Here is a 25,964-nt window from a genome sequence, read left to right as displayed (position 1 = left end):
GTTCTCCGAGGCGATCAGCTCGAGGTGGTCCTCCTGGCGGGCCTCCTCGGCGTCCATCGCCGCGAGCAGTTCGTCGTCATAGCCCTGGATCTGGTCGTGCTTGCTGAACATGGATGAATCCTCACGAGTGTCGAGTGGGGCGCGGCCCGGCGAAGGCCGGACCGCGCCAGCGGCTTCAGGCTTCCTGGTAGCTTTCCAGCGACGGGCAGGCGCAGATCAGGTTGCGGTCGCCATGCACGTTGTCGACGCGGCCCACCGGCGGCCAGTACTTGCCGTCGATCAGGCCGGCGACCGGGAACACAGCCAGTTCGCGGCTGTACGGATGAGTCCATTCGCCGACCAGCTCCGCCGCGGTGTGCGGGGCGTTCTTCAGCGGGTTGTCCTCGGCGTGCAGTTCGCCGCCTTCCACCGCGCGGATTTCCTCGCGGATGCGGATCATGGCGTCGCAGAAGCGGTCCAGCTCTTCCTTCGACTCGCTCTCGGTGGGCTCGACCATCAGGGTGCCGGCCACCGGGAAGGACATGGTCGGGGCGTGGAAGCCGTAGTCGATCAGGCGCTTGGCCACGTCGTCGACGCTGATGCCGCTGCTGTCCTTGAGCGGGCGCAGGTCGAGGATGCACTCGTGGGCCACCAGGCCGTTGCCGCCGGTGTAGAGGATCGGGTAGTGCTCCTCCAGGCGGCGGGCCACGTAGTTGGCGTTGAGGATCGCCAGCTGCGAGGCGCGCTTGAGGCCGGCGCCGCCCATCATGCGGATGTACATCCAGGTGATCGGCAGGATGCTGGCGCTGCCGTAAGGCGCCGCGCTCACCGCGCCGACCTTGCGCTCCAGCTGCTCGCCGTGGCCCGGCAGGAAGGGCGCCAGGTGGGACTTCACGCCGATCGGGCCGACGCCCGGGCCGCCGCCGCCGTGGGGGATGCAGAAGGTCTTGTGCAGGTTCAGGTGCGAGACGTCGCCGCCGAACTTGCCCGGCGCACAGAGGCCGACCATGGCGTTCATGTTTGCGCCGTCGATGTACACCTGGCCGCCGTTGTCGTGGACGATGGCGCAGATCTCGCGGATGCCTTCCTCGAACACGCCGTGGGTGGACGGGTAGGTGATCATCAGCGCGGCAAGGCGGTCGCGGTGTTCCTCGGCCTTGAAGCGGAGGTCTTCGATATCGACGTTGCCCTTGGCGTCGCAGCCGGTGACCACCACGCGCATGCCGGCCATCTGTGCGGTGGCCGGGTTGGTGCCGTGGGCCGAGGACGGGATCAGGCAGACGTCGCGGTGCGCTTCGCCACGGCTGGCGTGGTAGGCGCGGATTGCCAAGAGGCCTGCGTATTCGCCCTGGGAGCCGGCGTTGGGCTGCAGTGAGACGGCGTCGTAGCCGGTGGCGGCGCAGAGCATGGCCTCCAGTTCTTCGGTCAGGGCCCGGTAGCCCTCGGTCTGCTCGGCGGGAGCGAAGGGGTGCAGGTTGCCGAATTCCGCCCAGGTGACCGGGATCATCTCGCTGGCGGCGTTCAGCTTCATGGTGCAGGAGCCCAGCGGGATCATGCTGCGGTCCAGCGCCAGGTCCTTGTCCGCCAGCTTGCGCAGGTAGCGCATCAGCTCGGTTTCCGAGTGATAGCGGTTGAACACCGGGTGTTCGAGGATGGCCGACTGGCGCAGCAGCGCGGCCGGCAGGCGGCTGGCGGCCGACGCCGCGAGGCTGGCGAAGTCGGGCAGCGGCTGGTTGCCGGCCAGCAGCGCCCAGAGCTGTTCGACATCCGCCTGGGAGGTGGTTTCGTCGAGGGCGATGCCGACGCGCAGCGCGTCGACCTGGCGCAGGTTGATCCGCGCCGCGCGCGCCCGCTCGTGCAGGGCGGCGACCTGCCCGGCATCGCCGAGGACCAGGGTCAGGCTGTCGAAGAAGTGTTCCTGCACCACGCTGATGCTCAGCTTGGCCAGACCCTGGGCCAGGGTGGCGGTCAGCCGGTGGATGCGCTGGGCGATCCGCTTGAGCCCCTTCGGGCCGTGGTAGACGGCGTACATGCTGGCGATGTTGGCCAGCAGCACCTGCGCGGTGCAGATGTTGCTGGTGGCCTTCTCGCGGCGGATGTGCTGCTCGCGGGTCTGCATGGCCAGGCGCAGTGCGCGCTGGCCGAAGCGGTCGATGGAGACGCCGACCAGGCGGCCGGGCATGTCGCGCTTGAACGCGTCGCGGGTGGCGAAATAGGCTGCGTGCGGGCCGCCGAAGCCCAACGGCACGCCGAAGCGCTGGGCGCTGCCCAGGACCACGTCGGCGCCGAACTCGCCCGGCGGGGTGAGCAGGGTCAGGGCCAGCAGGTCGGCGGCCACCGCCACCAGGGCGCCGGTGGCATGGAAGCCGTTGATGGGCGCGCGGCAGTCGAGCACGTCGCCGTGGCTGGCCGGGTATTGCAGCAGGGCGCCGAAGTAGGGGCTGAAGTCGTTGAGCGCGTGCTCGTCGCCGACCACGACTTCGATACCCAGCGGTTCGGCGCGGGTGCGCAGGACATCGAGGGTCTGCGGGTGACAGTGCACGGAGGCGAAGAACGCCTGGGCGGCCTTGTTCTTCGACAGGCGCTTGCAGAAGGTCATGGCCTCGGCGGCCGCGGTCGCTTCGTCGAGCAGCGAGGCGTTGGCGATCTGCATGCCGGTCAGGTCGCTGACCAGGGTCTGGAAGTTCAGCAGCGCTTCCAGGCGGCCCTGGGAGATTTCCGGCTGGTAGGGGGTGTAGGCGGTGTACCAGGCCGGGTTTTCCAGCAGGTTGCGCAGGATCGGCGACGGGGTGTGGCAGGGGTAGTAACCCTGGCCGATATGGGTCTTGAACAGCTGGTTCTTGCCGGCGATGGCCTTGATCGCGGCGAGCGCTTCGGCTTCGCTCTGGCCGGCGCCCAGCGGCAGCACGCTGCTGCCCTTGATGCTGTCCGGGATGACGCTGGCGGTCAGCGCTTCGAGGTCGGCGTAGCCGAGCAGTTCGAGCATGGCGCGGACATCGCTGTCGCGCGGGCCGATGTGGCGGGCGACGAATTCGTCCTGGGTGCCCAGGGCATTGTCATGGCTGGCCATGGTGGGTTCCTCAGGCGCTGATCAGTTGCTGGTAGGCGGCTTCGTCGAGCAGCGCGGCGAACTGGCCGGCGTCGTTGGGGCGCATGCGGAAGAACCAGCCGCCGTTCTGCGCATCTTCGTTGACCAGCTCCGGGGTGCCTTCGAGGGTGGTGTTCACTTCCACCACTTCGCCGTCCAGCGGCATGAGGATGTTGCTGGCCGCTTTCACCGATTCCACGGTCGACACTTCGTGGCCGGCGCTGTAGGTGCCCGGCTCGGGCAGTTGCACGAAGACCACGTCGCCGAGGGCTTCCTGGGCATGGTGGGTGATGCCGACGGTGATCAGGCCATCGGCATCCAGACGCAGCCATTCGTGTTCGACGGTAAAGCGCACTTGGCTCATGGGAACTCCTCGGGGTCAGACTCGCCGCTTCTTCAGGCGGGCGATTGGGGTTGGCTCGTGTCGGGTAACGAGCGGTGTCGAGGAGGAGAGAGCAAGGCGAATGCCAGTTTTGTTTTTTTTATATAAATCAATTGCTTATGATTTATATGAGAGATTTTTTCTGATCCAGGCGTATTAAATTCAATACGCCTGATCCTGATCGGCTTGCGGCGGCCTGTGGTCGGGCCGCGCAGGGCTAGGCGGGGAGCTGCTTGTATTGAAATAAGTACGATGTATTGAAGTCGATACGATAGGTCGGAAGGCCCGTCCTTGAGGGCTTCCGCTGGGCTCAGGCCTTGCCGGGAATACCGTACTTGCGCAGGCGGGTGGCGATGGCGCTGTGGGAGGTGCTCAGGCGCGCGGCCAGTTGCCGGGTGGAGGGGTAGCTGCCGTAGAGGCGGCTGAGCAGGTCCTTCTCGAAGCCTTCGACGGCTTCTTCCAGCGTGCCGATCTCGCCGCTGGCCAAGGGCGCCACGGCGGTGGCGATGTCCAGGTCGTGGATCTCCACCAGCGTGCCTTCGCACACGGCGGCGGCGCGGAAGATCACGTTCTGCAGTTGGCGCACGTTGCCCGGCCAGCGATTGCCGAGCAGCGCGGGGAAGGCGCTGGCGGCCAGCCGGCACGGCGGGCGCTGGATCTGCGTGCAGGCCTGCTGCATGAAGTGCCGGGCCAGTTGCAGGATGTCCTGCCCGCGCTCGCGCAGCGGCGGCACTTCCAGGTTGAGCACGTTGAGGCGGTAGAACAGGTCTTCGCGGAAGCTGCCTTCGCCGACCATCTTCTCCAGGTCGCGGTGGGTGGCGCTGAGGATGCGTACGTCGACCTTCACCTCGCGGTCGCCGCCGATGCGGCGGAAGCAGCCGTCGCTAAGAAAGCGCAGCAGCTTGGCCTGCAGGTAGGGCGACATCTCGCCGATCTCGTCGAGGAACACCGTGCCCTGGTGGGCCAGTTCCAGCAGGCCCGGCTTGCCGCCGCGCTGGGCGCCGGTGAAGGAGCCGGGGGCGTAGCCGAACAGTTCGCTCTCGGCGAGGCTTTCCGGCAGCGCCGCGCAGTTCAGCGCGAGGAAGGGCTGGGCGCTGCGCGCGCTGGCGGCGTGGCAGGCGCGGGCCACCAGTTCCTTGCCGGTGCCGGTTTCGCCGTGGATCAGCAGCGGCGCGTCCAGCGCGGCGATGCGCAGGGCGCGGGCCTTGAGTGCGCGCACCGGTTGTGAGTCACCGATCAGCGCATCGAAGCCTTCGGCATGATCGTGGTGCAGCGCGGCCAGGCGGCCGCCGATGCGGTTCGGCGGGTAGAGGGTGAGCAGGGCGCCGGTCAGGTTGTCGTTCTCGTGGATCGGCATGGCGTCGAGCAGCAGCGCCTGGCCGCGCAGGGTGACTTCGCCCAGCGGCAGGCGGAAACCCTGTTCCACCAAGGTGGCGGCCAGCGCCGGGTCGTCGAACAGTTCGGCCAGCAGGCGGCCTTCCGGCGGCTGTTCGCAGAATTGCAGCAGCGCCGGGTTGGCCAGCAGCACGCGGCCTTCCGTGTCGACTGCCAGCACCGGGTCGCTCATCGCTTCCAGCAGCGCGTCCAATTGCAGGCTGCGGCGCTGGCCGGGGAGGATGTCGACCACGGTCACCGCTTCCACCCCGCGCACTTGCAGCAGCGCACCGCGCAATTCGTCGAGCACCGTGAAGCTCAGCGCCGGGGCGTCTATGTAGACGTTCGGCGGCACCATCTCCACGGCGTCGAGGTTGAGGTTGCGGCCGACCAGCAGGGCCAGGACTTCCTGGGTGATGCCGACGCGGTCGATGAAGCTGACGTGGATGCGCATTTAGGGTCCTGCGAAAAACTGAATCGGGTGTGGGGTCAGGCGTGGCCGCTCTGACGCGAGGAGGCCGCCAGGTCTTCGAGGAAGGCGCGCAGGATCGGCGGCGGCGCCACGCCTCGGCGGGTGATGGCGTCGAACGGCGACATCAGGTTCAGCGCGCTGGCGCCCAGGCGGCGCATTTCGCCGGTCTTCACCCACTGTTCGGCGAAGTGTGCCGGAAGAAAGCCGATGTAGGCACCGGAAATGATCAGGATCGCCGCCGCTTCGATGTTCTCCACCGTGGCCGCTGCCTTGCTCACGCCCAGCTGTTCGAGGTCGTACTGCTGCATGTAGCCGCGCGCGACGATCCGGCAGGCGCGGACTTCTTCGAGCAGGCGGCCGTTCTGTTCCTTGCTGGCGAACAGCGGGTGGCGGCGGCCGCAGTACAGGCCCAGGGCTTCCTGGTAGAGCGGCAGGTAGGAGAGCCCCGGCACGCGCAGCGGGAAGTGCCCGATGGCCAGGTGCAGGCGACCGTCCAGCACGCGCTCCTCCAGTTCCGCCGGGGCGCCGATGTAGACGTTCAGGTGGGCGTCGTGGCCGCGCGAGACGAAGCGCTGGGTGGTGCGCGGCAACGGCGAGTCGGGGTCGGTCAGGGTGGAGTCGATGATGCCCAGGTTGAGCTGGCCGCTGATGTGCTGCTTGAGCACGTCGGCGTCCATGCAGAAGCCCTCCACGGCGGACAGCAGGCGCTGGGTGGCTTCGTGGATGGCGACGCCCTGCTCGGTGAGGCGGAAGCCGCTGCGGCCGCGCTGGCAGAGCTTGACCCCCAGGCGCGTCTCCAGGTGCGTCATCTGCTCGCTGATGGTCGACTGGCCGGTGTTGAGCGCGGCCTGGGCGGCGGAGAAGCCGCCGCATTTCACGATGGTGGCGAACACCCTGAGGAGTTTCAGATCGACGTCGTGCAGTTGGATCACCGGTGTCTCCTGTCCGACTGGTCACATCGCCTGGGCTGATATGACTGCGGGATCGAGTTGTTTTATTCAAGGTAAACCGGCAGCGCCGGGCGTCGCAACGGATACGGCGCTGCAAAGACGCTGGCCAGGACCGTAAAGTGCCCATGCATCCTGGGGTTTGGTCTGGATGGGGAAGGCTCGAAATGGCCGTTCTAGACACGTGCGCGGGCGCGCGAAGGATAGAGAAGGGCAGTGGCGGATACTTCGGTGACACCGATGTGAGTATCTGAACTTGCGCATTTTTCCATCGCCCGCCTGCGCCCATAGTCGGTCCAAGGGCGCTCCCCGCCGCCCCACCTCCTCAACAGAACAAGAAATGGAGAAGCACGACCATGGCAAAGCACGGTTACGAGTCCGGCCGCCTGAACCTGCCCTTCGTCGGGCACTGCACCTTCGCCAAGTCGCCCATCTGCACCGACTGGAACGCCATCGACGCCGACGTGGCGATCCTCGGCGCGCCGAACGACATGGGCACCCAGTGGCGTTCCGGCGCCCGCTTTGGACCGCGCGGCATCCGCGAGGCATCCACGCTGTTCTCCTTCGGCCACTCTGGCGCCTACGACCACGAAGACGACGCCACCTACCTGACCGAAGACCAGGTGCGCATGGTGGACGTGGGCGATGCCGACATCGTGCACACCGACATGGAAACCAGTAACGCCAACATCGAATCCGCCGTGCGGCAGATCCTCGCGTCCGGCGCCATGCCGGTGGTGCTGGGCGGTGACCACTCGATCCACGCGCCGGTGATCAAGGCCTTCGAAGGGCGCGGGCCGATCCACATCGTGCACTTCGACGCGCACCTGGACTTCGTCGACGAACGCCACGGCGTGCGTTTCGGCCACGGCAACCCGCTGCGTCGCGCCTCGGAGATGGACCATATCGTCGGCATGACCCAGATGGGCATCCGCAACGTGTCCTCGTCCAACCGTGCCGACTACGACGCCGCCCGCGAAGCCGGTTCGCAGATCCTCTCGGTGCGCGACGTGCGCCGCCTGGGTGCCGACGCGGTGGTGGACATGATTCCGCAGGACCGCAACTACTACATCACCATCGACATTGACGGCTTCGACCCGTCCATCGCGCCGGGTACCGGAACCCCCAGCCACGGTGGCTTCCAGTACTACGAGGTGCTGGAAATCATCCAGGCGCTGGCCAAACGCAGCCACGGCCGCATCATCGGCATGGACCTGGTGGAAGTCGCGCCGGCCTACGACCCCGCCGGTGTCACCTCGATCCTCGCCGCACAGCTGCTGATGAACAGCATCGGCTTCATCTTCCACGCCCGCGCCCAGGCTCGCTGAGCCCGGCAATCGCCATGCAACCGGCGGGCGCCTCAGCCCGCCCCGTTACGAGGACATGAGAGTGGACACCAAGGTCAAAGAGTATCTGCAGCGCTACGGCATCTCCGAAGCCACCCAGCGCTTCCTCTCCAAGCCGCAGAAGATGTTCATTGCCGGCGCCTGGGTAGACGCCAGTGACGGCGCTACGGCGGAAGTCATCGAGCCCTCCACCGAGGCTGCGCTGGCGCGCATCCCCATGGGCACCGCCGCCGACCTGGACCGCGCCGTGCAGGCCGCCCGCGCGCAGTTCGACGGCGGCGCCTGGAGCCAGCTCAAGCCGCTGGAGCGCGAGCGCCTGCTGCATCGCCTGGCCGACCTGATCGAGGCCAACGGCGACGAGCTGGCTGAGATCGAATCGGTCGACATGGGCAAGTCGGTCGCCCAGGCGCGGGCCGTGGACATCCAGGGCACCATCGATACCTTCCGCTACTTCGCCGGCTGGGCCAGCAAGATCCACGGTCGCACCGTCGAGCCGTCGCTGCCGGGCAACTATGTGGCCTACACCCGCAAGGAGCCGGTGGGCGTGGTCGGCGTCATCGTGCCGTGGAACTTCCCGCTGCAGACCATGGCCTGGAAGCTCGGCGCGGCGCTGGCGGTGGGGTGCACCGTGGTAGTCAAGCCGGCCGAGCTGACCTCGCTGTCGGCGCTGCGCTTCGCCGAACTGGTGCAGGAAGCCGGGATTCCCGATGGCGTGGTGAACATCGTCACTGGCCGCGGCAGTGTGGTCGGCGCGGCGATGGCCGAGCACCCGGGCATCGACAAGCTGAGCTTCACCGGCTCCACCCCGGTCGGCTGCAACGTCGGCAAATCCGCCATGGACCAGATGAAGCGCCTGACCCTGGAGCTGGGCGGCAAGTCGCCGGTGATCGTCTGCGCCGACGCGGATATCAAGGCTGCCGCACAGGCGGTGGCCAACGGCGTGTTCTTCAACTCCGGGCAGGTCTGCGACGCCGGCACCCGCGCCTACGTGCACCGTAGCGTCTACGACCAGTTCCTGCGCGAGCTGGCCGACTACACCGCGAGCCTGAAGCTGGCGCCGGGCCTGGACCCCGACTGCTTCATCAGCCCGATGGTGTCCCGCCAGCAGCAGGAGCGCGTGCTGGCCTACATCCAGGCCGGCAAGGAGGAGGGCGCCGAGGTCTATTACGGCGGCGAGGCGGTCGAGGGCCCGGGCTTCTTCGTGCAGCCGACCATCTTCGCCAACTGCCGCAACGACATGCGCGTGGTCCGCGAGGAGATCTTCGGCCCGGTGCTGGTCACCGCGCCCTTCGATGACGAAGACGAGGCGCTGGCCCTGGCCAACGACTCCGACTTCGGCCTGGCGGCGGCCATCTACTCCAACGATCTGGGCAAGGTCCACACCCTGATCCCGCGCCTGCGCGCCGGCACCGTCTACGTCAACGCCCACAGCACCCTCGACCCGAGCATGCCGTTCGGCGGCTACAAGCAGTCCGGCTACGGCAAGGACATGGGATCGGAGCAGCTGGATTACCTGCTGGAAACCAAGGCGGTGTGGATCACGTTGCCCTGAGCGTGCGTGCAGCGAAATCCCTGACCGTTGATGCATGAGGCACTGTACCGGGAGCCCGGGGCGTAACAGACTCGACTCTCAGGTGCGGTGCCTGCTGGTGAGACTCCATACAAGAACAATCCGGAGACAACCATGAAAGCAGACTCGCAATCCGCCCCCCTTTCCGAAGGAGCGCGCGGCTTGGAAATAGAAGGGCACTCCATCGATTTCATCGAGGAGCACGAGCGTACCGACAAACTGTCGACCCAGGGCCCGTTCTGGTTCGTCGGCAATTTCACTTTCTTCACCATGACCATCGGCTTCGTCGGCCCCAGCGTCGGCCTGAACGCCCTGTGGACCATGATCGCCGGCACCCTCGGCATCATGTTCGGCACCCTGTTCATGGCCTTCCACGGCTCCCAGGGTCCGCACCTGGGCTTGCCGCAGATGATCCAGTCGCGTGCGCAGTTCGGCTACCGCGGGGTCATCCTGGTGCTGTTCGCCACCCTGTTCGTCTTCGCCGGCTTCAACATCGTCAACCTGGTGCTGATGATGCAGGGGCTCAACACCCTGTTCCATTGGGGACCGATGCAGGTGGCCCTGGCGGTCACGGTGCCGGCGACCCTGCTGGCCATCCTCGGCCACGACTGGATGCACCGTACCTTCAAGTGGTCGCTGTTCCTCTCGCTGCCGCTCTATGGGCTGCTCTCGCTCGCCGTGCTGATGGGCTGGGTCCAGTCCGCGCCGGCCCCGGCGGGCGGCACCGAGGCCGTCGCCCTGGGCTTCACCTGGGTCGGCTTCGTCGCCCAGTTCGCCGCCGGCGCCAGCTACAACATCGCCTATGCGCCCTACGTCTCGGACTACTCGCGCTACCTGCCGAAGAACACCTCCAGCGGCAAGCTGATCCTCGCGGTATTCCTCGGCGCCTCGCTGTCCGGTGCCTGGATGATCGCGGTCGGCGGCTGGCTGGCCGAGCACCTGCACGCCACCGATGTACTGGTCGCGCTGAATGCCGTGGGTGCCGGTTTCGCGCCGCAGCTGGGCACACTGATGGTGGCCGTCACCATCCTCGCGTTCCTGCCGGTCATCGCGATGAACATCTACAGCGCCAAGCTCACTACCCTCACCGGCGTCGACTCGTTCAAGAAGATCAAGCCGACCCCCCGCGTGCGCATCTGGGCGATCCTCTTCGTGGTGCTGCTGCAACTGGGCATGGCCATCACCATCAACGCCTCGGGCTCGGGCCTGTCGGTGCTCAACATGTACCTGGTGGTGATGCTGTACTTCCTGGTGCCCTGGACCGCCGTCAACCTCACCGACTACTTCTTCGTGCGCAAGGGCCGCTACGCCATCCCGCACTTCTTCCTGCCCCACGACAACATCTACGGACACTGGGGTAGCCGTGGCCTGATCGCCTACCTGATCGGCTTCGTGGTGATGATCCCGTTCTTCACCATCTACAACGGCACAGACGAGGTGTTCGTCGGCCCCCTGGCGAAGATGATCGGCGGCGTCGACATGGCCTGGCTGGTCGGCCTGATCGTCTCCGGCATCGCCTACTACCTGCTGTGCCTGTCGCTCGACCTGGAGAAAGAGGAAAAACTCATTCGCCACATCGAGAGCAGCACTCCGCACTTCTCCACGGGCAAGACCTGGTAACCCAGCGGCGCGACCTGCGCCCAGCGAGATCCGAAATGACCAACAAATACGACTACATCATCATTGGTGCGGGTTCGGCCGGCTGCGTCCTGGCCAATCGCCTGAGCGAAGACCCGCGTACCTCGGTCCTGGTCCTGGAGTTCGGCGGCAGCGACCGCAGCGTGATCATCCAGATGCCCAGCGCCTTCTCCATCCCGATGAACACCAAGAAGTACAACTGGCGCTACGAAACGGCCGCCGAGAAGCATCTCGACAACCGCCGCCTGCACTGCCCGCGCGGCAAAGTGCTGGGTGGCTCCTCGTCGATCAACGGGCTGGTCTACATCCGTGGCCATGCCTACGACTTCGACGAGTGGGAATCCCTTGGCGCCAAGGGCTGGGGCTATCGCAACTGCCTGCCGTACTTCAAGCGCGCCGAGGGCTACAAGTTCGGTGGCGACGACTACCGCGGTGCCGAGGGTCCGCTGTCCACCAACAACGGCAACAACATGCAGAACCCGTTGTACGGTGCCTGGGTCGAGGCCGGCGCCGAGGCGGGCTACATCAAGACCGACGACTGCAACGGCTACATGCAGGAAGGCTTCGGTGCCATGCACATGACGGTGAAGGACGGCGTGCGCTGGTCCACCGCCAACGCCTACCTGCGCCCGGCCATGGAACGGCCGAACCTGACCGTCGTGACCCACGCCATGAGCCGCCGCATCCTCCTCGAAGGAAAGCGCGCCATCGGTGTGGAGTACGACCAGGGCGGCAAGACCCACACCGTCTACTGCACGCGCGAAGTGCTGGTCAGCTCCGGGCCGATCGGCTCGCCGCACCTGCTGCAGCGCTCCGGCATCGGCCCGGCGGAGGTGCTGCGCAAGGCGGGCATCGAGGTGCGCCATGACCTGCCGGGGGTGGGCGAGAACCTGCAGGACCACTCAGAGATCTACATCCAGTACGCGTGCAAGGAACCGGTGACCCTCAACGGCAAGATGAGCCTTTTGGGCAAGGCGCTGATCGGCCTGCGCTGGCTGCTGTTCAAGGATGGCCTGGGCGCCTCCAACCACTTCGAGGCGGGCGGCTTCATCCGCTCCTCCAAGGGGCTGCGCTGGCCGGACATCCAGTTCCACTTCCTCCCGGCAGCCATGCGCTACGACGGCGACAAGCCGTTCAAGGGCCACGGTTTCATGGTGCTCACCGGGCCGAACAAGCCCAAGAGTCGTGGCTACGTGCGCGCCGTCTCGGCCGACCCGTACCAGCACCCGGAAATCCGCTTCAACTACCTGGAGAGCGAGGAGGACCGCGAAGGCTTCCGCCGCTGCGTGCGACTGACCCGCGAGATCATCGGCCAGCCGGCCATGGACCGCTTCCGTGGCGAGGAACTGGCGCCCGGACCGCAGGTGCAGACCGACGAGGAGATCGACGCCTTCGTCCGCGCCAACATGGAAAGCACCATGCACCCGTGCGGCTCCTGCCGCATGGGCGAGGACGAGATGGCGGTGGTCGATTCCGAGCTGCGCGTGCGCGGCATCCAGGGCTTGCGGGTGATCGACTCCTCGGTGTTCCCCACCGAGCCCAACGGAAACCTCAATGCGCCGACCATCATGCTCGCCGAGCGCGCCTCCGACCTGGTGCGCGGACGCGACATGCTGGCCCCGGCGGACGTGCCGGTGGGCCTGGTCGAAGACTGGGAGCAACAGCAGCGCAGCCGGGCACCGGTGCGTCAGCTCAGGGCCTGAGCGTCCCTCCGCAGCGGCGCCGGTCGTTGAGGCTGGCGTCGCCTTCGGCTATCGGCTGCTACTAGGGCTGGGTGAGGTGCAGGTTGTTGTTGATGACGCCCTGCACGATTTCCACCGCGCCGTTGATGGCGAACTGAACGCCCATGCAGACGAGTAGAAACCCCATCAACCGCGATATGGCATCGATGCCGGATTCGCCCGTCATCTTCATGATCCAGTCCGAGGCTCGCAGGCAGAGCCAGAGCGTCAGTGCCGCCGAAAGGAAAATCAGCGGCGGCGCGGTCAACAGGACCCAGTGCGGAAAGCTCGTGTTGTGCTTGATCGTGGCGGAGGCGCTGATGATCATCGCAATGGTGCCGGGGCCCGCGGTGCTGGGCATGGCCAGCGGAATGAAGGCGAAACTGGCGCGCTCGGCGTTGCCGCCCTGCGCGGCGGAGGGCGGGAGGGGCTGGGGAAACAGCATCCTGCCGCCGATGATGCAGAGGATTCCGCCGCCGGCGATGCGCAGGCCGGGGATGGAGATATTGAAGACGTCCATGATCAGTTCACCGATGTAATAGGTGAGCGTCATGATGATGAACACGTAGAAGGCGGTCAGCAGTGCCTGCCTGTTCTTTTCCTCCCGGCTGAACCCGTGGGAAAGCGCCAGGAACAGCGCGACCGTCGTCGGTGGGTTGATCAAGGGAAGTATTGCCAGCAGACCGAGAACGATAGCGTCAAACAAACTGCTCATATCCGGGCGTCCTTGTAGTGTTCCGGATGTCCTCCGCAGATTCGAAGTCGCGGAGTTTCACTTGTGCCGGCTCGAGCCTGCGAGGCTGGCGTCCGATACCTCGATAACGTGTGCTTGAAACATCGAGCGGGTGACACACCATCGACGCGGCCGGGCTGCTGACCTGTGCGAGATGGGTTGCGAAGAAGTTTAGGCACGATTTTGCCACTGGCTACCGAGGGTCCTCCCCGAACGACCGAATCGGATCAGTTCGATGGATGCCCGTCGATCACGGCAGCGAAGGGTTTCTGCTCGCCAAGGCAAGCGCGAGCGGGGACCAGCGTCTTTACTTGCCTGGAGACGTTGATTTTCGCCGTGATGTCGATGGGTGCGCTGACCGCCGGGTATCTCCCGTACAACGGTTTCCGCAGTCTCTGATTCAGTGCATGCACGGTGGACGGCACGTTCCGCCCACCGTTCTGGAGAGGGAACGATGGACAGACCTCGAGTTGGAACCTGGCAGAGGGTTCTCGACCCCGTGGACCGGGTCACCGAAGTGATATTCGGCCTGCTGATGGCAATGACCTTCATCGGCTCGCTGAGCGTTGCGACCGCAGGCCGCGAAGAGGCCCGAACCATGCTGATCGCGGCCCTGGGCTGCAACCTCGCATGGGGCCTGGCCGATGCCGTCATCTACCTGTTGCGTACCTGGACCGAGCACACGCGCAGCCGGACCCTCCTGGCCCGCTTGCGCGACGGCGCCGACCCGCGCGAAGGCCAGGGCCTCATCGCCGATGCCTTGCCGCCGCGCCTCGCCGATGCCGCGGGTTCGGAGGTGCTGGAGATGCTGCGCCATCGCCTGCTGGCCACGGCCGATGCGCCCATTCCCGCGCGGCTGGGGCTGGAGGACGTCAAAGGGGCCTTGGGTACCTTCCTGCTGGTGGTGCTGGCGACCTTTCCTCTGGTCATCCCGTTCCTGTTGATTGACCAGACCGGGCCGGCCATTCGCGTATCCAACCTGGTGGCCCTGGGCATGCTGTTCATCTCGGGCTGGATTCTGGCGCATTACTCCGGCGGCAAACCCTGGGTGGGTGGCGGGGCACTGGTCATCGTGGGGACAGCCTTGCTGTTCGCGATCATCGCCCTGGGCGGCTGACGGGGCGCTGAGTATCGGGTTCGCTCTCTGCGGCTGGAGGTGAGTGACGCCGATCAGTCCTTGATGGACGGCCAGCCCGGGGTTCGCCTGGAGGCATGTCATCGCCCGCTGCCATGGTCGCCGGGTGATGCTTCAAGTTGCATATGACCTTCAAGCAGGTCGTGCCTGGAGCGGTCTTTCGTTGTCGGCGACATCTGCCTGGAAAGCCGCTGGGCATGTCCCCCATGGCTGTTCACGGCGAAGGTGATTTGCTATCAATCAACACACCTTTACGCTGCCGCCGAAGCTTCCGCATGGATCAGATACTGTCGTTCCTGTCCGAGACCGTCCCCAAGGCCAAAACCGTAGAACAACTCACGCGCCCGTTGCTGGCCCTGCTGGAAAGGGTCACGGGAATGGAATCGACCTACCTGACGACCATCGACATCGCGCACGGTGTTCAGCGCGTGGAGTTCGCTCGAAACGTCGGCAAGATGGAGATTCCCGAGGGGCTGGTCGTGCCCTGGGAAGACACCCTGTGCAAGCGCGCGCTGGAAGAGAATCGCCTGTACTCGGACGACGTCGCGGAGTGTTGGGGGGACTCGGATGCAGCCAAGGCGCTGGGCATCAGAACCTATGTGAGCGCCCCCATCACCGCCCAGGACGGCCGCGTGCTCGGTACGGTTTGTGCCGCCAGTTCATCGAAGGTCGACCGTTCTCCAGAGGTGGAGCCGATCCTGAAGCTGCTTTCCGGCCTGCTGGGGTATTCCCTGGAACGGGAGCTGCTGGTGGAGCGGCTGCAATCCGCGAACTCGGAACTGGCGAAGCTGGCGCTGACGGATTCCTTGACGGGGTTGTCCAACCGGCGCGCGATCCTGGGCGAGCTCGAGCGCATGTTCGCGCTGGCCAGGCGCGAGAGGATGTACGTGCTGGTCGGCGTCGTCGATCTGGATGGGTTCAAGTACATCAACGATACCCATGGTCACCACGCCGGAGACGCCTTCCTGCAGGGAGTCGCCGGCCGGCTGCAGGACAGCCTGCGCTCCAGCGACGTTCTGGGGCGTACCGGTGGCGATGAGTTCATCGTGATCGCGCTCGGTACCTTCTCCCCGCAGCTGGATCATGGGACCGACATGCTGCATGCGGCCCATTTGCTGCAGGAACGATTGACCAACGCCACCATCGGACGTTACGTGCTGGGCGTTGGGCACGGGGACATCCAGTACCGCGGCGCCAGCGTCGGCGTTGTTGCAGTGCCGCCCGATAGCCTGGACGTGGATGAGGCCATCAAGCTGGCCGATCGGGAAATGTACAAGGTGAAGCAGCGGCGCAAGGTGGCGGGATAATCGCCATGGTCTTCTCGATGCTCAGGCGCAGTGCCTGTCGCTCGTCCTCGGCGCTGTAACTGACCAGTGCCCCATTTGTGAGCGCCAGCTATCGGTAGCAGACCATGGTGCGTTCGATTGAAGGCTAAACATGGTCATTGGCAGCTTCCGACCCATAGCGGACACTGAGGCTCTACGCTGAAAGTCTAGACAGCTTGTCGTCCTCTAAACGTTCAACCTCGGTTGTCAGCGTCCACTGTCGAGCCGAGGAGTTTCTCGGCAAGTCAGTTATCTGTCGTCGCGCTCACTTGCCCCCAAGGTTCGCCCGAGCCCATTGCTCAGCGGTGGTTACTGGAATCGACTGCTGTTCGTTGAAGGTGCCCGCTTTAGGCCATGCCACACCTCTGCCTTGTGCGAATACAGCACGGTACTTTTTGATGTGATGGGTAGGGTCTTTTCTCAGCTCATCCATCAAGTACGGAACAGTCCACACGTTAGTTTTGAACGGACGACCCAGTGCATGTTCGAGGATGTTCGCGACCTGTCCATACGACACCGTGTCGCCTGAGAGATAGACAATCTCGTTGCGGAAGCGAGGTTCAAAGAAGACGATTTCCGCCGTGAGAGCGCCGATGTCGTCTGGTGTGGTGAGCGTCACGCTGTTCTCGAGACTGCCGAGCGCGTTAACGGTGTCATTGTCGAAGTCGACTACCTCAAATACGGGCTCGAAAAGGAAGCTGGTGAACATGCCCGTCGAGATAATTACCCATTCGGTTTTATCTTGCGCGCGGAGCGCCTCGCGTACATCGAGTTGAGCATCGAAAAGATCTTGGGGGCTACCCCGACCGATCACTTCGAAATCCACGCCAAACTGCCACGGGAAGTAGCGCTTCACGCCCGACCTTAGCGCTGCTGTCGCCAACTTCATGGGGGTTTCTCGACCCGCGACCATGCCGGCACAGCCTATGACGGTATCGAACCGGGCGAACACTTCAGCTAACTGATCAATTGAATCGTTCACCAGATCCGCAGCGACCATCTGAATGCCCAGCCCACGAAGCTCGTCGATTTCGGCCTTTTTCTCCGGTATCTGGGTGTTGATGGTCGACTCCCTGAGAAGAACGCTGATTTGGGAGCCGGGTGCGCGTTTGGCCACTCGCGCGAGATTGCGCAAAACCGGGAGACCCAGTTCGCCAGCGCCGAGAACAAGAATGGATTGAGGGGAAAGCGGGGTTGCTTCGGTCATGATTTCTCCTGAGGCGTGATGCCTATAACATGAGCGAATGCTGGCATGGTCAGGCAGTACTCGTAAGAAGGCACACGCGTGATACCTAGGAGGATAAATGACCAATCAGGACGCTCTGAGCCAGGCAGAAGCCATCTGCCAAACGCTCCGAGAAGATGATGATGGCGTCAGACGGGAAGTCCTCGCTCACGCGGGTAGCCGATGGTCATTGGGCATCCTGCACGCCTTGGGCGTGTACGGCACGATGCGCCACGCCGAGATAAAAAGGCAGATGACTGGGGTGACCCAGCGAATGCTGACCAAGACGCTACGCGCCATGGAGCGGGATGGATTACTGCTTCGACGGGAGTTCGGGGAAATTCCGCCGCGCGTCGAATACGAGCTGACGCCGCTGGGTATGGAACTGTTGGTTCGGATGTCTCCTGTTTGGATGTGGGTGGTCGAAAACGCCGAGGAATTCCGCAAGGCGCGTCGCGTTTTCGACAGTCAAGATGACAAGAAACCAGCCTGGCAAATCCCCACGTCGGCTCCCTCTAATCCAGAGTAATCGATAGCGTGTACTTCTCATTCAGAGCAGTAGCACTCGACCTAGCCTCGCCCAAAATCGAACGTCTGCTTCTGGCCGTTCGCAGACCGTCTGCAAGCGGCCGCATTCGACCCTTCGTCGCCTCCCGACCCGGCCGATGGCTCGTTGTCGCCCTGAACGGCAAAGCGGGGCTTCACTGAAAGAAGCAGCCCAGATTTTTTCGGCACGGCGAGGCGAGCACGATGAGCGAAGAACAGGTGGCACCCGACACCCGAGGGGTGACGGTGGAGTTGCTGGCGGCGATCGACCTGGGCCCCGAGATCGAGGGCATGGTGGGGCGTCAGTTGCGGATGCGCAAGGTGACCATCGAGCCAGGCGGGGTCTTCGGTCCGGTCCATGACCACAAGGACAGGCCCGGCACGGTGTTCATCCTGCAGGGCACCATCACTGACCATCGCAATGGTGTCGCCACGGACTACGGGCCGGGTGTGGGCTGGCCGGAGGACCGGAACACCACCCACTGGCTGGAGAACCGGGGTACGGTGGCGGCGGTGGAGATTTCGGTCGATATCGTCCGGCAGGGGTGAGCGTCGGATGGAGCAGGGTGCGGAAGCGCCGGGAAGAGCACGGCGCCGGTCCGGCGATTGACCGGGAATAGCCTGGCTGAACGAGGCGACGCCGCGCCTGCGCGGAACGGTGGTTCCAGGCAGGCGCGGCGCAGGTGGGGTCAGGCCTTCGCGGTCGCGTCCGTCAGCGCGGCGCGCACCAGCGGGTGCAGGTCGCCTTCGGGGTGTTGCTCCTGCCAGGCCGTCAGGTCGCGGCGCATGGCCGGCGTCCAGAAGTTCTGCAGGTGCTGCCGCACGCCGCGCACGGCTTGCTCACGGTCCGGCTCGCTGGCGAAGTACTGGCCGATCTGGTTGGCCATCTTGATCAGGTTCTCGATGCTCATCGGCGGGCCTCGGCTTTCTCCGCGTGGCGACGTTCCTTGAGCAGGCGCCGCTGTTCGTCACTGAAGCTCTGGTAGCGCTTCTGCCATTCGGAGGGCTCGTAGACGCGCGTGACTTCCACCGCCGTGACCTTGTATTCCGGGCAGTTGGTGGCCCAGTCGGAGTTGTCGGTGGTGATCACGTTGGCGCCGGATTCCGGGAAGTGGAAGGTCGTGTAGACCACGCCGGGCGCCACCCGCTCGCTGACCTTGGCGCGCAGTACCGTCTGCCCGGCGCGGCTGCCCACGCCGACCCAGTCGCCATCGCGGATGCCACGGCTCTCGGCGTCGCTGGGGTGGATCTCCAGGCGGTCCTGCTCGTGCCAGGCGACGTTGTCGGTGCGCCGGGTCTGGGCGCCGACGTTGTACTGGCTGAGGATGCGTCCGGTGGTCAGCAGCAGCGGGTAGCGGGCGTTGACCTTCTCGTCGGTGGGCACGTAGCCGGTGAGCATGAAGCGTCCCTTGCCGCGCACGAACTCGTCGATGTGCATGGTCGGGGTGCCGTCGGGCGCCGCGTCGTTGCACGGCCATTGCAGGCTGCCGTGGCGGTCGATTTCCTCGTAGCTGACGCGGGTGAAGGTCGGCGTCAGGCGGGCGATCTCGTCCATGATCTGCGACGGATGGGTGTAGTTCATCGGGTAGCCCAGGGCATTGGCCAGGGCCACGGTGCCTTCCCAGTCGGCCTTGCCGCCCAGCGGCTCCATCACCTTGCGCACGCGGGAGATACGGCGTTCGGCGTTGGTGAAGGTGCCGTCCTTTTCGAGGAAGGAGCTGCCCGGCAGGAACACGTGGGCGAACTTGGCCGTCTCGTTGAGGAAGATGTCCTGCACCACCACGCACTCCATGGCCGACAGGGCGGCGGTGACGTGCTGGGTGTTGGGGTCGCTCTGGGCGATGTCCTCGCCCTGGCAGTAGAGCGCCTTGAAGGTCCCGCCCAGTGCCGCCTCGAACATGTTGGGGATGCGCAGGCCCGGATCGGGCTGCAGGGTCACGCCCCAGGCCTGTTCGAACTGTGCGCGCACGGCCTCGTTGGAGACGTGGCGGTAGCCCGGCAATTCGTGGGGGAAGGAACCCATGTCGCAGGAGCCCTGGACGTTGTTCTGGCCGCGCAGCGGGTTCACGCCCACACCTTCGCGGCCGACGTTGCCGGTGGCCATGGCGAGGTTGGCGATGCCCATTACCGCGGTGCTGCCCTGGCTGTGTTCGGTGACGCCCAGGCCGTAGTAGATGGCCGCGTTGCCGCCGGTGGCGTAGAGGCGGGCGGCGGCGCGGATTTCCTCGGCGGGCACGCCGCAGACCGGGCCGAGCACCTCGGGAGCGTTCTCCGGCAGGCTGACGAAGTCGCGCCAGCGGGCGAATTCCGCCGCCTCGCAGCGGGCATCGACGAAGGGTTGGTTGACCAGGCCTTCGGTGACGATGACGTGGGCCAGCGCGTTGAGCATCGCCACGTTGGTGCCGGGGCGCAGTTGCAGGTGCAGTTCGGCGCGGGCGTGGGGCGAGTCCACCAGGTCGATGCGGCGCGGGTCGATGACGATCAGTTGCGCGCCCTCGCGCAGGCGGCGCTTGAGCTGGGAGCCGAATACCGGGTGCGCGTCGGTGGGGTTGGCGCCCATCACCAGGACCACGTCGGCCTGCATCACCGAGTCGAAGCTCTGGGTGCCGGCAGATTCGCCCAGGGTCTGCTTGAGTCCGTAGCCGGTGGGCGAGTGGCAGACGCGGGCGCAGGTGTCGACGTTGTTGTTACCGAACGCTGCGCGCACCAGTTTCTGCACCAGGTAGGTCTCTTCGTTGGTGCAGCGGCTGGAGGTGATGCCGCCGATGGAGTCGCGCCCGTACTTCTGCTGGATGCGGCGGAATTCGCTGGCGGCGTAGGTGACGGCCTCGTCCCAGCTGACTTCCTGCCAGGGGTCGTCGATGTGCTTGCGGATCATCGGCTTGGTGATGCGATCCGGGTGGGTGGCGTAGCCCCAGGCGAAGCGGCCCTTGACGCAGGAGTGGCCGTGGTTGGCCTGACCGTTCTTGTCCGGGACCATGCGCACCAGCTGGTTGCCCTTCATCTCGGCGCGGAAGGAGCAGCCCACGCCGCAGTAGGCGCAGGTGGTGATGACGCTGCGCTCGGGCTGGCCGATCTCGACCACGCTCTTTTCCATCAGCGTGGCGGTGGGGCAGGCCTGCACGCAGGCGCCGCAGGAGACGCATTCGGAGTCGAGGAAGTCCTCGCCACCGGCCGCCGCCACGCGGGACTCGAAGCCGCGCCCTTCGATGGTCAGGGCGAAGGTGCCCTGGGTCTCTTCGCAGGCGCGCACGCAGCGGTTGCAGACGATGCACTTGCTCGGGTCGTAGTCGAAGTAGGGGTTGGAGACGTCCTTCGCATCGCTCAGGTGGTTGGCGCCTTCGTAGCCGTAGCGCACTTCGCGCAGGCCCACCTGGCCGGCCACCGTCTGCAGTTCGCAATTGCCGTTGGCCGGGCAGGTCAGGCAGTCCAGCGGGTGGTCGGAGATGTACAGCTCCATGACGTTGCGCCGCAGGCTCGCCAGTTTCGGCGTCTGGGTGCGCACCACCATGCCTTCGGTGACCGGCGTGGTGCAGGAGGCGGGGTAGCCGCGCATGCCGTCGATTTCCACCAGGCACATGCGGCAGGAACCGAAGGCTTCCAGGCTGTCGGTGGCGCAGAGCTTGGGAATGCTGGTGCCTGCCAGCGCGGCGGCGCGCATCACCGAGGTGCCGGCGGGGACGCTGATCTCGCGGCCATCGATGCTCAGGCTGACCTGCACGTCGCTCTCGCGGGCGGGCGTGCCGAGGTCGATTTCGCTGCTGGCGGAGCTGGCGGGGTCGAAGTAGTTGATCATTGGTCGGCCTCCTGGGACTCCAGACCGAAGTCGGCGGGGAAGTGCTTGAGGGCGCTGGTCACGGGGAAGGCGGTCATGCCGCCGAGCGCGCAGAGCGAGCCGTAGGTCAGGGTGTCGCAGAGGTCCTTGAGCAAGATCACCTGCTCATCCCGCGCGCGGGCGTCGGTCGCCGCCAGCAGGCGGTCCACGACTTCCACGCCACGGGTGGAGCCGATGCGGCACGGCGTGCATTTGCCGCAGGATTCCTCGGCGCAGAATTGCAGGGCGAAGCGCGCCATGCGGGCCATGTCGAGGGTGTCGTCGGCCACCACCACGCCGCCGTGGCCAAGCATCGCGCCCATGGCGGCGAAGGCTTCATAGTCCAGCGGGGTGTCGAACTGCGCCGGTGGAACCCAGGCCCCCAGCGGGCCTCCCACCTGCGCGGCCTTTAGCGGCCGGCCACTGGCGGTGCCGCCGCCGTAGCCTTCCACCAGCTCGCGCAGGGTCAGGCCGAAGGCGCGCTCGACGAGCCCGCCGTGGCGGATATTGCCGGCCAGCTGGAAGGGCATGGTGCCCAGCGAGCGGCCCATGCCGAAGTCGCGGTAGAACTGCGCGCCCTTGGCCAGGATGACCGGCACCGAGGCCAGGGTCAGTACGTTGTGCACCAGCGTCGGTAGCCCGAACAGGCCCTGCAGCGCCGGCAGCGGCGGCTTGGCGCGGACCACGCCGCGCTTGCCTTCCAGGGAGTCCAGCAGGGCGGTCTCCTCGCCGCAGATGTACGCACCGGCGCCCATCCGCACTTCCAGGTCGAAGGCACGGCCGCTGCCGCACACGTCTTCACCCAGGTAGCCGGCGTCGCGGGCGATCTGGATGGCCTGGTTGAGGGCGGTGATGGAGTCCGGATATTCGGAGCGCACGTAGATGTAGCCCAGGGTCGCGCCGACGGCGAGGCCGGCGATGGCCATGCCTTCGATCAGCAGGAAGGGGTCGCCTTCCATCAGCATGCGGTCGGCGAAGGTGCCGGAGTCGCCTTCGTCGGCGTTGCACACCACGTATTTCTGGGCGGCCTTGGCGTCACGCACGGTGCGCCACTTGATGCCGGCGGGGAAGGCCGCGCCGCCGCGACCACGCAGGCCGGAGTCGAGTACGGCGGCGACCACTTCGGCACCGTCCATGCCAATGGCGCGGGTCAGGCCCTCGAAGCCGCCGTGGGCGCGATAGTCGTCCAGCGACAGCGGCCGGGTGATGCCGGCGCGGGCGAACAGCAGGCGTTGCTGTGACTTCAGGTAGGGGATCTCTTCCACCGGCCCGAGGGCGCGGGGATGGCTGCTCGAATCGCCAGCGAGGGCGTCGAGCAGGGGCGGGACCTCGGCTACGGTGAGGGGGCCGAAGCCCAGGCGGCCGTTGGCGCCTTCCAGCTCGACCAGCGGTTCCAGCCAGTAAAGGCCACGGGAACTGGTGCGCTGCACCTGAAGCGGCATTTGGCGGCGCTCGGCCTCGGCGGCCAGCGCGGCGGCGATCTCATCGGCACCCACCGAGCGGGCGACCGAATCGCAGGAGATGAACAGCTTCAGCATGCTCCGTCCTCCAGGCAGCCGTTCACCAGCTCGCGCAGGCGTTCGGGGGTGAGGCGCGCATGTACGCGGCCGTCCAGCTCCAGGGCCGGCGAGCAGGCGCAGGCGCCCAGGCAATACACCGGGCGCAGGGCAATCTTGCCGTCGGCGCTGGTGCCGTGGTCGTCCAGCGCCAGCTGCTCGCGCAGCTGCGCGGCGAGGCCTTCGGCGCCCATGCTCTGGCACGACTCGGCCCGGCACAGGCGCAGGGTGTGCCGGGCGGGCGGAGCGGTACGGAAGTCGTGGTAGAAGCTGATTACCCCGCGTACCTCGGCGACGCTGAGGTTGAGGGCGTGGGCGATTTCGGGAACGGCGACATCGGGGATGTACCCGAGGCCGTCCTGGATGGCATGGAGGATCGGCAGCAGGGCACCGGGAGTGGCCTTCTGGCGTTCCAGCACGTCGTGAATCAGGGGCAGGTGGAGCGAGTCATCAGACATTCAGCGAACCTCGACATCGCGAACGCGTCTGCCGTCCCCCGGCAGCGGTTCGGAACTCTTCGGCTGCGGCGTGCCGGCCACGTCACGGGAGCGTGGCTCTTCGGAGCGCCATTCTTGTTATCCGGCCAGGCATCTGGGCGCACCTGGTCCTTAACAGTATGGAAGCTTGCCATCCCGCCTGCCGGCGGATTGCACCCGAGCGACCCTTCGTATCCTGAAACCGACAGCGGGCCGTGCGGACGGGCGCAGAGGGCGCGCTGACCACTCGTCAGGGGGGGAATATGGACATGCAGTCAACCGCCGGAGCCGTCCAGCTCCTGTTCCGGCTTCGGCGGTTGGCGAGGCCGATCAGGCTTCGCGGTAGGTGCCCTTCTGCTTGGCGGTATGGGTGGCCAGGGCATCCATCAGCGGCGGGGACAGGCAGTCGTAGGGCTCCAGGTGAAGTTCTCGCAGGCGCTTGCGGATCGCGTCCATCTGCGAGGGCGGGGTGCCGCTCTCGATCACCGAGGAGACGAAGGCGGCGAAGCCCGGTGCCGACCAGCCCTCCTGCGGGGAGAGTTCGGTGTGCACGAAGTCGAGGCCGTAGAAGGCGTGCCCCTTGTTCTCGATGCGGCCGAACAGGTGTACGCCGCATTCACGGCAGGCGTGCCGCTGGATGACGGCGCTGTCGTCGACGATGTGCAGCTTTTCGGGGTGGGCCACCACGCTGACCTTGTCGCGCGGCACCACGGCGATCACCGCGAAGGTCGCACCGGCGGGCTTCCAGCATTTGGTGCAGCCGCAGGCATGGTTGTGCAGCGTCTGGGCGCCGACCGCGACCTCCACCTTGTCGGTCGCGCAGAGGCACTGGAGGGTGCCGCCGCTGAAACCGGGCTTTTCCGGGCGGATGCCGTTGTCTACGGATGGGTGAATGTGAGGCGCGCTCATGTATCTGATCCTCCTGGCGTTCGGTCCGGCAGGAAGGGCGCCGTGCTGTGCCGCGCGGAAGGCCCTGCCCGTCGAAATGGATGACGGCGCGGATGGACGGAGCGTTGCTCATCAGGTCGAAGGCCCTGCTGCTGCGACAGTCGATCCGCTGGAAGGGATGGGGCGTTCGTCGGGCCGGTGCATGTCTTGCCGACAATGATCGACCGCCCTCAATCACGATAGGCGAGATTCGGCGTGGCACGCAGGTGCGCGTTTCGTAGGAGCGAGGGGGACGCCTGGTTCTTGCTCGCGAACCGCTTAACGATGTGGTTCGGTCGTGCCTTGTAGGGCGCATAACGCCTCGGGCGTTATCCGCCGTTTTGGCGGAAAAGCCGTTCCGGGTCATGCGCCCTGCGTGTGCTGCCGGGAAATGGCGCACCGTGAAGTCAGTTCTCGCTCGCGGCTTCCCGCGCCAGGGTCAGGCGGCGGGTGTGGAAGTCATATTCGTAGAGTTCGGCGTAGCGGCCCCATTCGATGGCGACCTTGAGCACCCGTTCGGCTTCGTCGGCGTCCATGTACTCCTCCAGGCGCTCGAGCACGACCTTTTCCTGCAGGCCGCCGGGCTCCAGATGCAGGCTGTCGAGGAGGTAGCCGATCAACGCCACGCGATTGCGGCACTGGCGGGCGAACAGGTCCTGGCGCCGCGCCTGGCGGGCCGTGACGTAGTTGCGGCCCTGGCGGGTCAGGCGGATGTCACCCTCGATCACCTGGGTGAAGCCGAGCAGGCCGAGGGCCTCGTAGATCGGGAACAGCACCTCGTCGGGCAGCTCGGTCTCCTCGGCCAGGTGCGGCAGGTCGGCCTGGCCGTTGAAGGGCTCGCCGGCGATCAGTTCGAGCACGCTTTCCAGGCGCGCGACGTCGGCGTCGGGCAGGCGGTAGCCCAGCTCCACTGCCGGTGGCGCACCGGCGGCCGCCGCGACTTCCGGGCGCTGGGTCATGAGCGCGTAGACCTCGTCGACCAGCGCGCGGACCTCCGCCGAGTCGGCGTTGCGCGGACGCGGCAGGTCGATGCGCAGCTCCGAGCGTACCCGGCCCGGATCGCTGGAGAGGATGAGGATGCGGTCCGCCATCATCACCGTCTCCTCGATGTTGTGCGACACCACGAGGATGCTGCGGGTAGTGATGCGGTGTTCCTCCCAGAGTTCGAGCATGTCGTCGCGCAGGGTCTCGCCGGTGAGCACGTCGAGCGCCGAGAAGGCCTCGTCCATCAGCAGCACCTCGGGGTTCATCACCAGGGCGCGGGCGATGCCCACGCGCTGGCGCATGCCGCCGGACAGCTCGCGCGGCAGGGCGCCGCCGAAGCCGGACAGGCCGATCAACTCCAGCGCCGCGTTGGCCAGCCGGGCGCGCTCGGCCGGGGTCACGCCCTGGGCTTCCAGGCCCAGCTCGACGTTCTGCTGCACGGTCAGCCAGGGGAACAGCGCGAAGGACTGGAAGACCATGGCCACGCCCGCCACCGGTCCGTGGATGGGTTGGCCGCGATAGCTGACCGAGCCGTGATCGGCGCCGACCAGCCCGGCGATGATCCGCAGCAGGGTCGACTTGCCCGAGCCGGAGCGGCCGAGCAGGGCGACGATTTCCCGCTCGTTGAGGCGCAAGTCGACCTTCTCCAGCACGGTGCGCGGCGTGCCGTCGGACGCCTGGAAGGCCTTGCTGACGGCCTTGAGTTCGATCAGGGGGTGTTTCATC

21 protein-coding genes are annotated in these 25,964 nt (G+C 66.1%); 8 read left to right on the top strand and 13 right to left on the bottom strand.

Going from position 1 to position 25,964, the window contains the following annotated elements; all coding sequences use genetic code 11:
* The 5 genes from ACNFBT_RS24795 to ACNFBT_RS24775 all read right to left on the bottom strand — a co-directional run.
* Positions 1-111: hypothetical protein (locus ACNFBT_RS24795; protein WP_416753362.1), on the bottom strand; the 111-nt coding region annotated here is incomplete at its 3' end.
* 64 nt (positions 112-175) lie between these two features.
* Positions 176-3,049, bottom strand: coding sequence for an aminomethyl-transferring glycine dehydrogenase (gene gcvP / locus ACNFBT_RS24790; RefSeq protein ID WP_416753359.1), 2,874 nt, complete (start codon positions 3,047-3,049; stop codon positions 176-178).
* A gap of 10 nt (positions 3,050-3,059) precedes the next feature.
* Positions 3,060-3,431 carry a glycine cleavage system protein GcvH gene (gcvH, locus tag ACNFBT_RS24785; protein WP_416753358.1) on the bottom strand — a complete coding sequence of 124 codons (372 nt, stop codon included), beginning with the start codon at positions 3,429-3,431 and terminating at the stop codon, positions 3,060-3,062.
* 328 nt (positions 3,432-3,759) lie between these two features.
* Complete coding sequence (locus ACNFBT_RS24780; RefSeq protein ID WP_416753357.1) at positions 3,760-5,277, bottom strand: sigma-54-dependent transcriptional regulator; 1,518 nt, start codon at positions 5,275-5,277, stop codon at positions 3,760-3,762.
* A 35-nt stretch (positions 5,278-5,312) separates the two neighbouring features.
* A complete protein-coding gene (locus tag ACNFBT_RS24775) occupies positions 5,313-6,227 on the bottom strand; it encodes a LysR family transcriptional regulator (RefSeq protein ID WP_416753356.1) in 915 nt (304 codons plus the stop codon).
* A 371-nt stretch (positions 6,228-6,598) separates the two neighbouring features.
* On the opposite strand from ACNFBT_RS24775, the gene speB reads away from it, so the two are divergent.
* The 4 genes from speB to betA all read left to right on the top strand — a co-directional run bounded on the left by speB (position 6,599) and on the right by betA (position 12,499).
* Positions 6,599-7,570: an agmatinase gene (gene speB, locus ACNFBT_RS24770; RefSeq protein WP_416753355.1), complete on the top strand. Its 972-nt coding sequence runs from the start codon at positions 6,599-6,601 to the stop codon at positions 7,568-7,570.
* 61 nt (positions 7,571-7,631) lie between these two features.
* A complete protein-coding gene (locus ACNFBT_RS24765) occupies positions 7,632-9,140 on the top strand; it encodes an aldehyde dehydrogenase family protein (protein ID WP_416753354.1) in 1,509 nt (502 codons plus the stop codon).
* Positions 9,141-9,272: 132 nt separating this feature from the next.
* On the top strand, positions 9,273-10,778 hold the full coding sequence (locus ACNFBT_RS24760) for a purine-cytosine permease family protein (RefSeq protein WP_416753353.1): 1,506 nt from the start codon (positions 9,273-9,275) through the stop codon (positions 10,776-10,778).
* Between the two features lie 35 nt (positions 10,779-10,813).
* On the top strand, positions 10,814-12,499 hold the full coding sequence (gene betA / locus ACNFBT_RS24755) for a choline dehydrogenase (protein WP_416753352.1): 1,686 nt from the start codon (positions 10,814-10,816) through the stop codon (positions 12,497-12,499).
* A gap of 61 nt (positions 12,500-12,560) precedes the next feature.
* Here betA and ACNFBT_RS24750 read toward each other — a convergent pair whose 3' ends face one another.
* Positions 12,561-13,232, bottom strand: coding sequence for a MarC family NAAT transporter (locus ACNFBT_RS24750; RefSeq protein ID WP_416753351.1), 672 nt, complete (start codon positions 13,230-13,232; stop codon positions 12,561-12,563).
* Between the two features lie 472 nt (positions 13,233-13,704).
* On the opposite strand from ACNFBT_RS24750, the gene ACNFBT_RS24745 reads away from it, so the two are divergent.
* Together ACNFBT_RS24745 and ACNFBT_RS24740 are read left to right on the top strand one after the other, a co-directional pair.
* Positions 13,705-14,367, top strand: a complete 663-nt coding sequence (locus ACNFBT_RS24745; protein ID WP_416753350.1) for a hypothetical protein — start codon at positions 13,705-13,707, stop codon at positions 14,365-14,367.
* 293 nt (positions 14,368-14,660) lie between these two features.
* The gene (locus ACNFBT_RS24740; protein WP_416753349.1) at positions 14,661-15,692 is read left to right on the top strand and encodes a diguanylate cyclase; all 1,032 of its coding nucleotides are present in this window, start codon (positions 14,661-14,663) and stop codon (positions 15,690-15,692) included.
* A gap of 283 nt (positions 15,693-15,975) precedes the next feature.
* Here ACNFBT_RS24740 and ACNFBT_RS24735 read toward each other — a convergent pair whose 3' ends face one another.
* A complete protein-coding gene (locus tag ACNFBT_RS24735) occupies positions 15,976-16,917 on the bottom strand; it encodes an aromatic alcohol reductase (protein WP_416753348.1) in 942 nt (313 codons plus the stop codon).
* A 97-nt stretch (positions 16,918-17,014) separates the two neighbouring features.
* Between ACNFBT_RS24735 and ACNFBT_RS24730 the strand changes: the two genes are divergently transcribed.
* Complete coding sequence (locus ACNFBT_RS24730) at positions 17,015-17,464, top strand: winged helix-turn-helix transcriptional regulator (RefSeq protein ID WP_034053388.1); 450 nt, start codon at positions 17,015-17,017, stop codon at positions 17,462-17,464.
* Between the two features lie 221 nt (positions 17,465-17,685).
* Positions 17,686-18,030 (top strand): cupin domain-containing protein, encoded by a 345-nt coding sequence (locus tag ACNFBT_RS24725; RefSeq protein WP_416753347.1) that lies wholly within the window; start codon positions 17,686-17,688, stop codon positions 18,028-18,030.
* Between the two features lie 140 nt (positions 18,031-18,170).
* Here the strand turns inward: ACNFBT_RS24725 and ACNFBT_RS24720 are convergent, their stop codons facing one another.
* From ACNFBT_RS24720 to ACNFBT_RS24695, 6 genes are all read right to left on the bottom strand, one after another.
* Positions 18,171-18,392, bottom strand: coding sequence for a formate dehydrogenase subunit delta (locus ACNFBT_RS24720; RefSeq protein ID WP_416753346.1), 222 nt, complete (start codon positions 18,390-18,392; stop codon positions 18,171-18,173).
* Positions 18,389-21,277: a formate dehydrogenase subunit alpha gene (gene fdhF, locus ACNFBT_RS24715; RefSeq protein ID WP_416753345.1), complete on the bottom strand. Its 2,889-nt coding sequence runs from the start codon at positions 21,275-21,277 to the stop codon at positions 18,389-18,391. The genes ACNFBT_RS24720 and fdhF overlap by 4 nt, the downstream gene beginning before the upstream one ends.
* Positions 21,274-22,833, bottom strand: a complete 1,560-nt coding sequence (locus ACNFBT_RS24710; RefSeq protein ID WP_416753344.1) for an NADH-ubiquinone oxidoreductase-F iron-sulfur binding region domain-containing protein — start codon at positions 22,831-22,833, stop codon at positions 21,274-21,276. Before ACNFBT_RS24710 ends, fdhF begins: the two co-directional genes overlap by 4 nt.
* Positions 22,827-23,309 carry a formate dehydrogenase subunit gamma gene (locus ACNFBT_RS24705; RefSeq protein WP_416753343.1) on the bottom strand — a complete coding sequence of 161 codons (483 nt, stop codon included), beginning with the start codon at positions 23,307-23,309 and terminating at the stop codon, positions 22,827-22,829. The genes ACNFBT_RS24710 and ACNFBT_RS24705 overlap by 7 nt, the downstream gene beginning before the upstream one ends.
* A 348-nt stretch (positions 23,310-23,657) precedes the next feature.
* On the bottom strand, positions 23,658-24,236 hold the full coding sequence (gene gfa, locus ACNFBT_RS24700) for an S-(hydroxymethyl)glutathione synthase (RefSeq protein WP_416753342.1): 579 nt from the start codon (positions 24,234-24,236) through the stop codon (positions 23,658-23,660).
* A gap of 425 nt (positions 24,237-24,661) precedes the next feature.
* Positions 24,662-25,963, bottom strand: coding sequence for a nitrate/sulfonate/bicarbonate ABC transporter ATP-binding protein (locus ACNFBT_RS24695; RefSeq protein ID WP_416753341.1), 1,302 nt, complete (start codon positions 25,961-25,963; stop codon positions 24,662-24,664).
* Position 25,964 lies beyond the last annotated feature (1 nt).

The sequence above is a fragment of the Pseudomonas sp. NY15181 genome (assembly GCF_048068055.1).
In the GTDB taxonomy this organism is placed as follows: domain Bacteria; phylum Pseudomonadota; class Gammaproteobacteria; order Pseudomonadales; family Pseudomonadaceae; genus Pseudomonas.
Note: the sequence above shows the minus strand (reverse complement) of the source record. Positions and strands in the feature narration are given on the sequence as shown.

Coding starts and splice junctions, on each gene's coding strand:
- ACNFBT_RS24725 (WP_416753347.1), top strand. CDS start 17,686: ATGAGCGAAGAACAGGTGGCACCCGACACCCGAGGGGTGACGGTGGAG.
- gfa (WP_416753342.1), bottom strand. CDS start 24,236: ATGAGCGCGCCTCACATTCACCCATCCGTAGACAACGGCATCCGCCCG.
- betA (WP_416753352.1), top strand. CDS start 10,814: ATGACCAACAAATACGACTACATCATCATTGGTGCGGGTTCGGCCGGC.
- ACNFBT_RS24730 (WP_034053388.1), top strand. CDS start 17,015: ATGACCAATCAGGACGCTCTGAGCCAGGCAGAAGCCATCTGCCAAACG.
- ACNFBT_RS24740 (WP_416753349.1), top strand. CDS start 14,661: ATGGATCAGATACTGTCGTTCCTGTCCGAGACCGTCCCCAAGGCCAAA.
- fdhF (WP_416753345.1), bottom strand. CDS start 21,277: ATGATCAACTACTTCGACCCCGCCAGCTCCGCCAGCAGCGAAATCGAC.
- ACNFBT_RS24780 (WP_416753357.1), bottom strand. CDS start 5,277: ATGCGCATCCACGTCAGCTTCATCGACCGCGTCGGCATCACCCAGGAA.
- ACNFBT_RS24760 (WP_416753353.1), top strand. CDS start 9,273: ATGAAAGCAGACTCGCAATCCGCCCCCCTTTCCGAAGGAGCGCGCGGC.
- ACNFBT_RS24705 (WP_416753343.1), bottom strand. CDS start 23,309: ATGTCTGATGACTCGCTCCACCTGCCCCTGATTCACGACGTGCTGGAA.
- ACNFBT_RS24735 (WP_416753348.1), bottom strand. CDS start 16,917: ATGACCGAAGCAACCCCGCTTTCCCCTCAATCCATTCTTGTTCTCGGC.
- ACNFBT_RS24745 (WP_416753350.1), top strand. CDS start 13,705: ATGGACAGACCTCGAGTTGGAACCTGGCAGAGGGTTCTCGACCCCGTG.
- ACNFBT_RS24710 (WP_416753344.1), bottom strand. CDS start 22,833: ATGCTGAAGCTGTTCATCTCCTGCGATTCGGTCGCCCGCTCGGTGGGT.
- speB (WP_416753355.1), top strand. CDS start 6,599: ATGGCAAAGCACGGTTACGAGTCCGGCCGCCTGAACCTGCCCTTCGTC.
- ACNFBT_RS24720 (WP_416753346.1), bottom strand. CDS start 18,392: ATGAGCATCGAGAACCTGATCAAGATGGCCAACCAGATCGGCCAGTAC.
- gcvP (WP_416753359.1), bottom strand. CDS start 3,049: ATGGCCAGCCATGACAATGCCCTGGGCACCCAGGACGAATTCGTCGCC.
- gcvH (WP_416753358.1), bottom strand. CDS start 3,431: ATGAGCCAAGTGCGCTTTACCGTCGAACACGAATGGCTGCGTCTGGAT.
- ACNFBT_RS24750 (WP_416753351.1), bottom strand. CDS start 13,232: ATGAGCAGTTTGTTTGACGCTATCGTTCTCGGTCTGCTGGCAATACTT.
- ACNFBT_RS24695 (WP_416753341.1), bottom strand. CDS start 25,963: ATGAAACACCCCCTGATCGAACTCAAGGCCGTCAGCAAGGCCTTCCAG.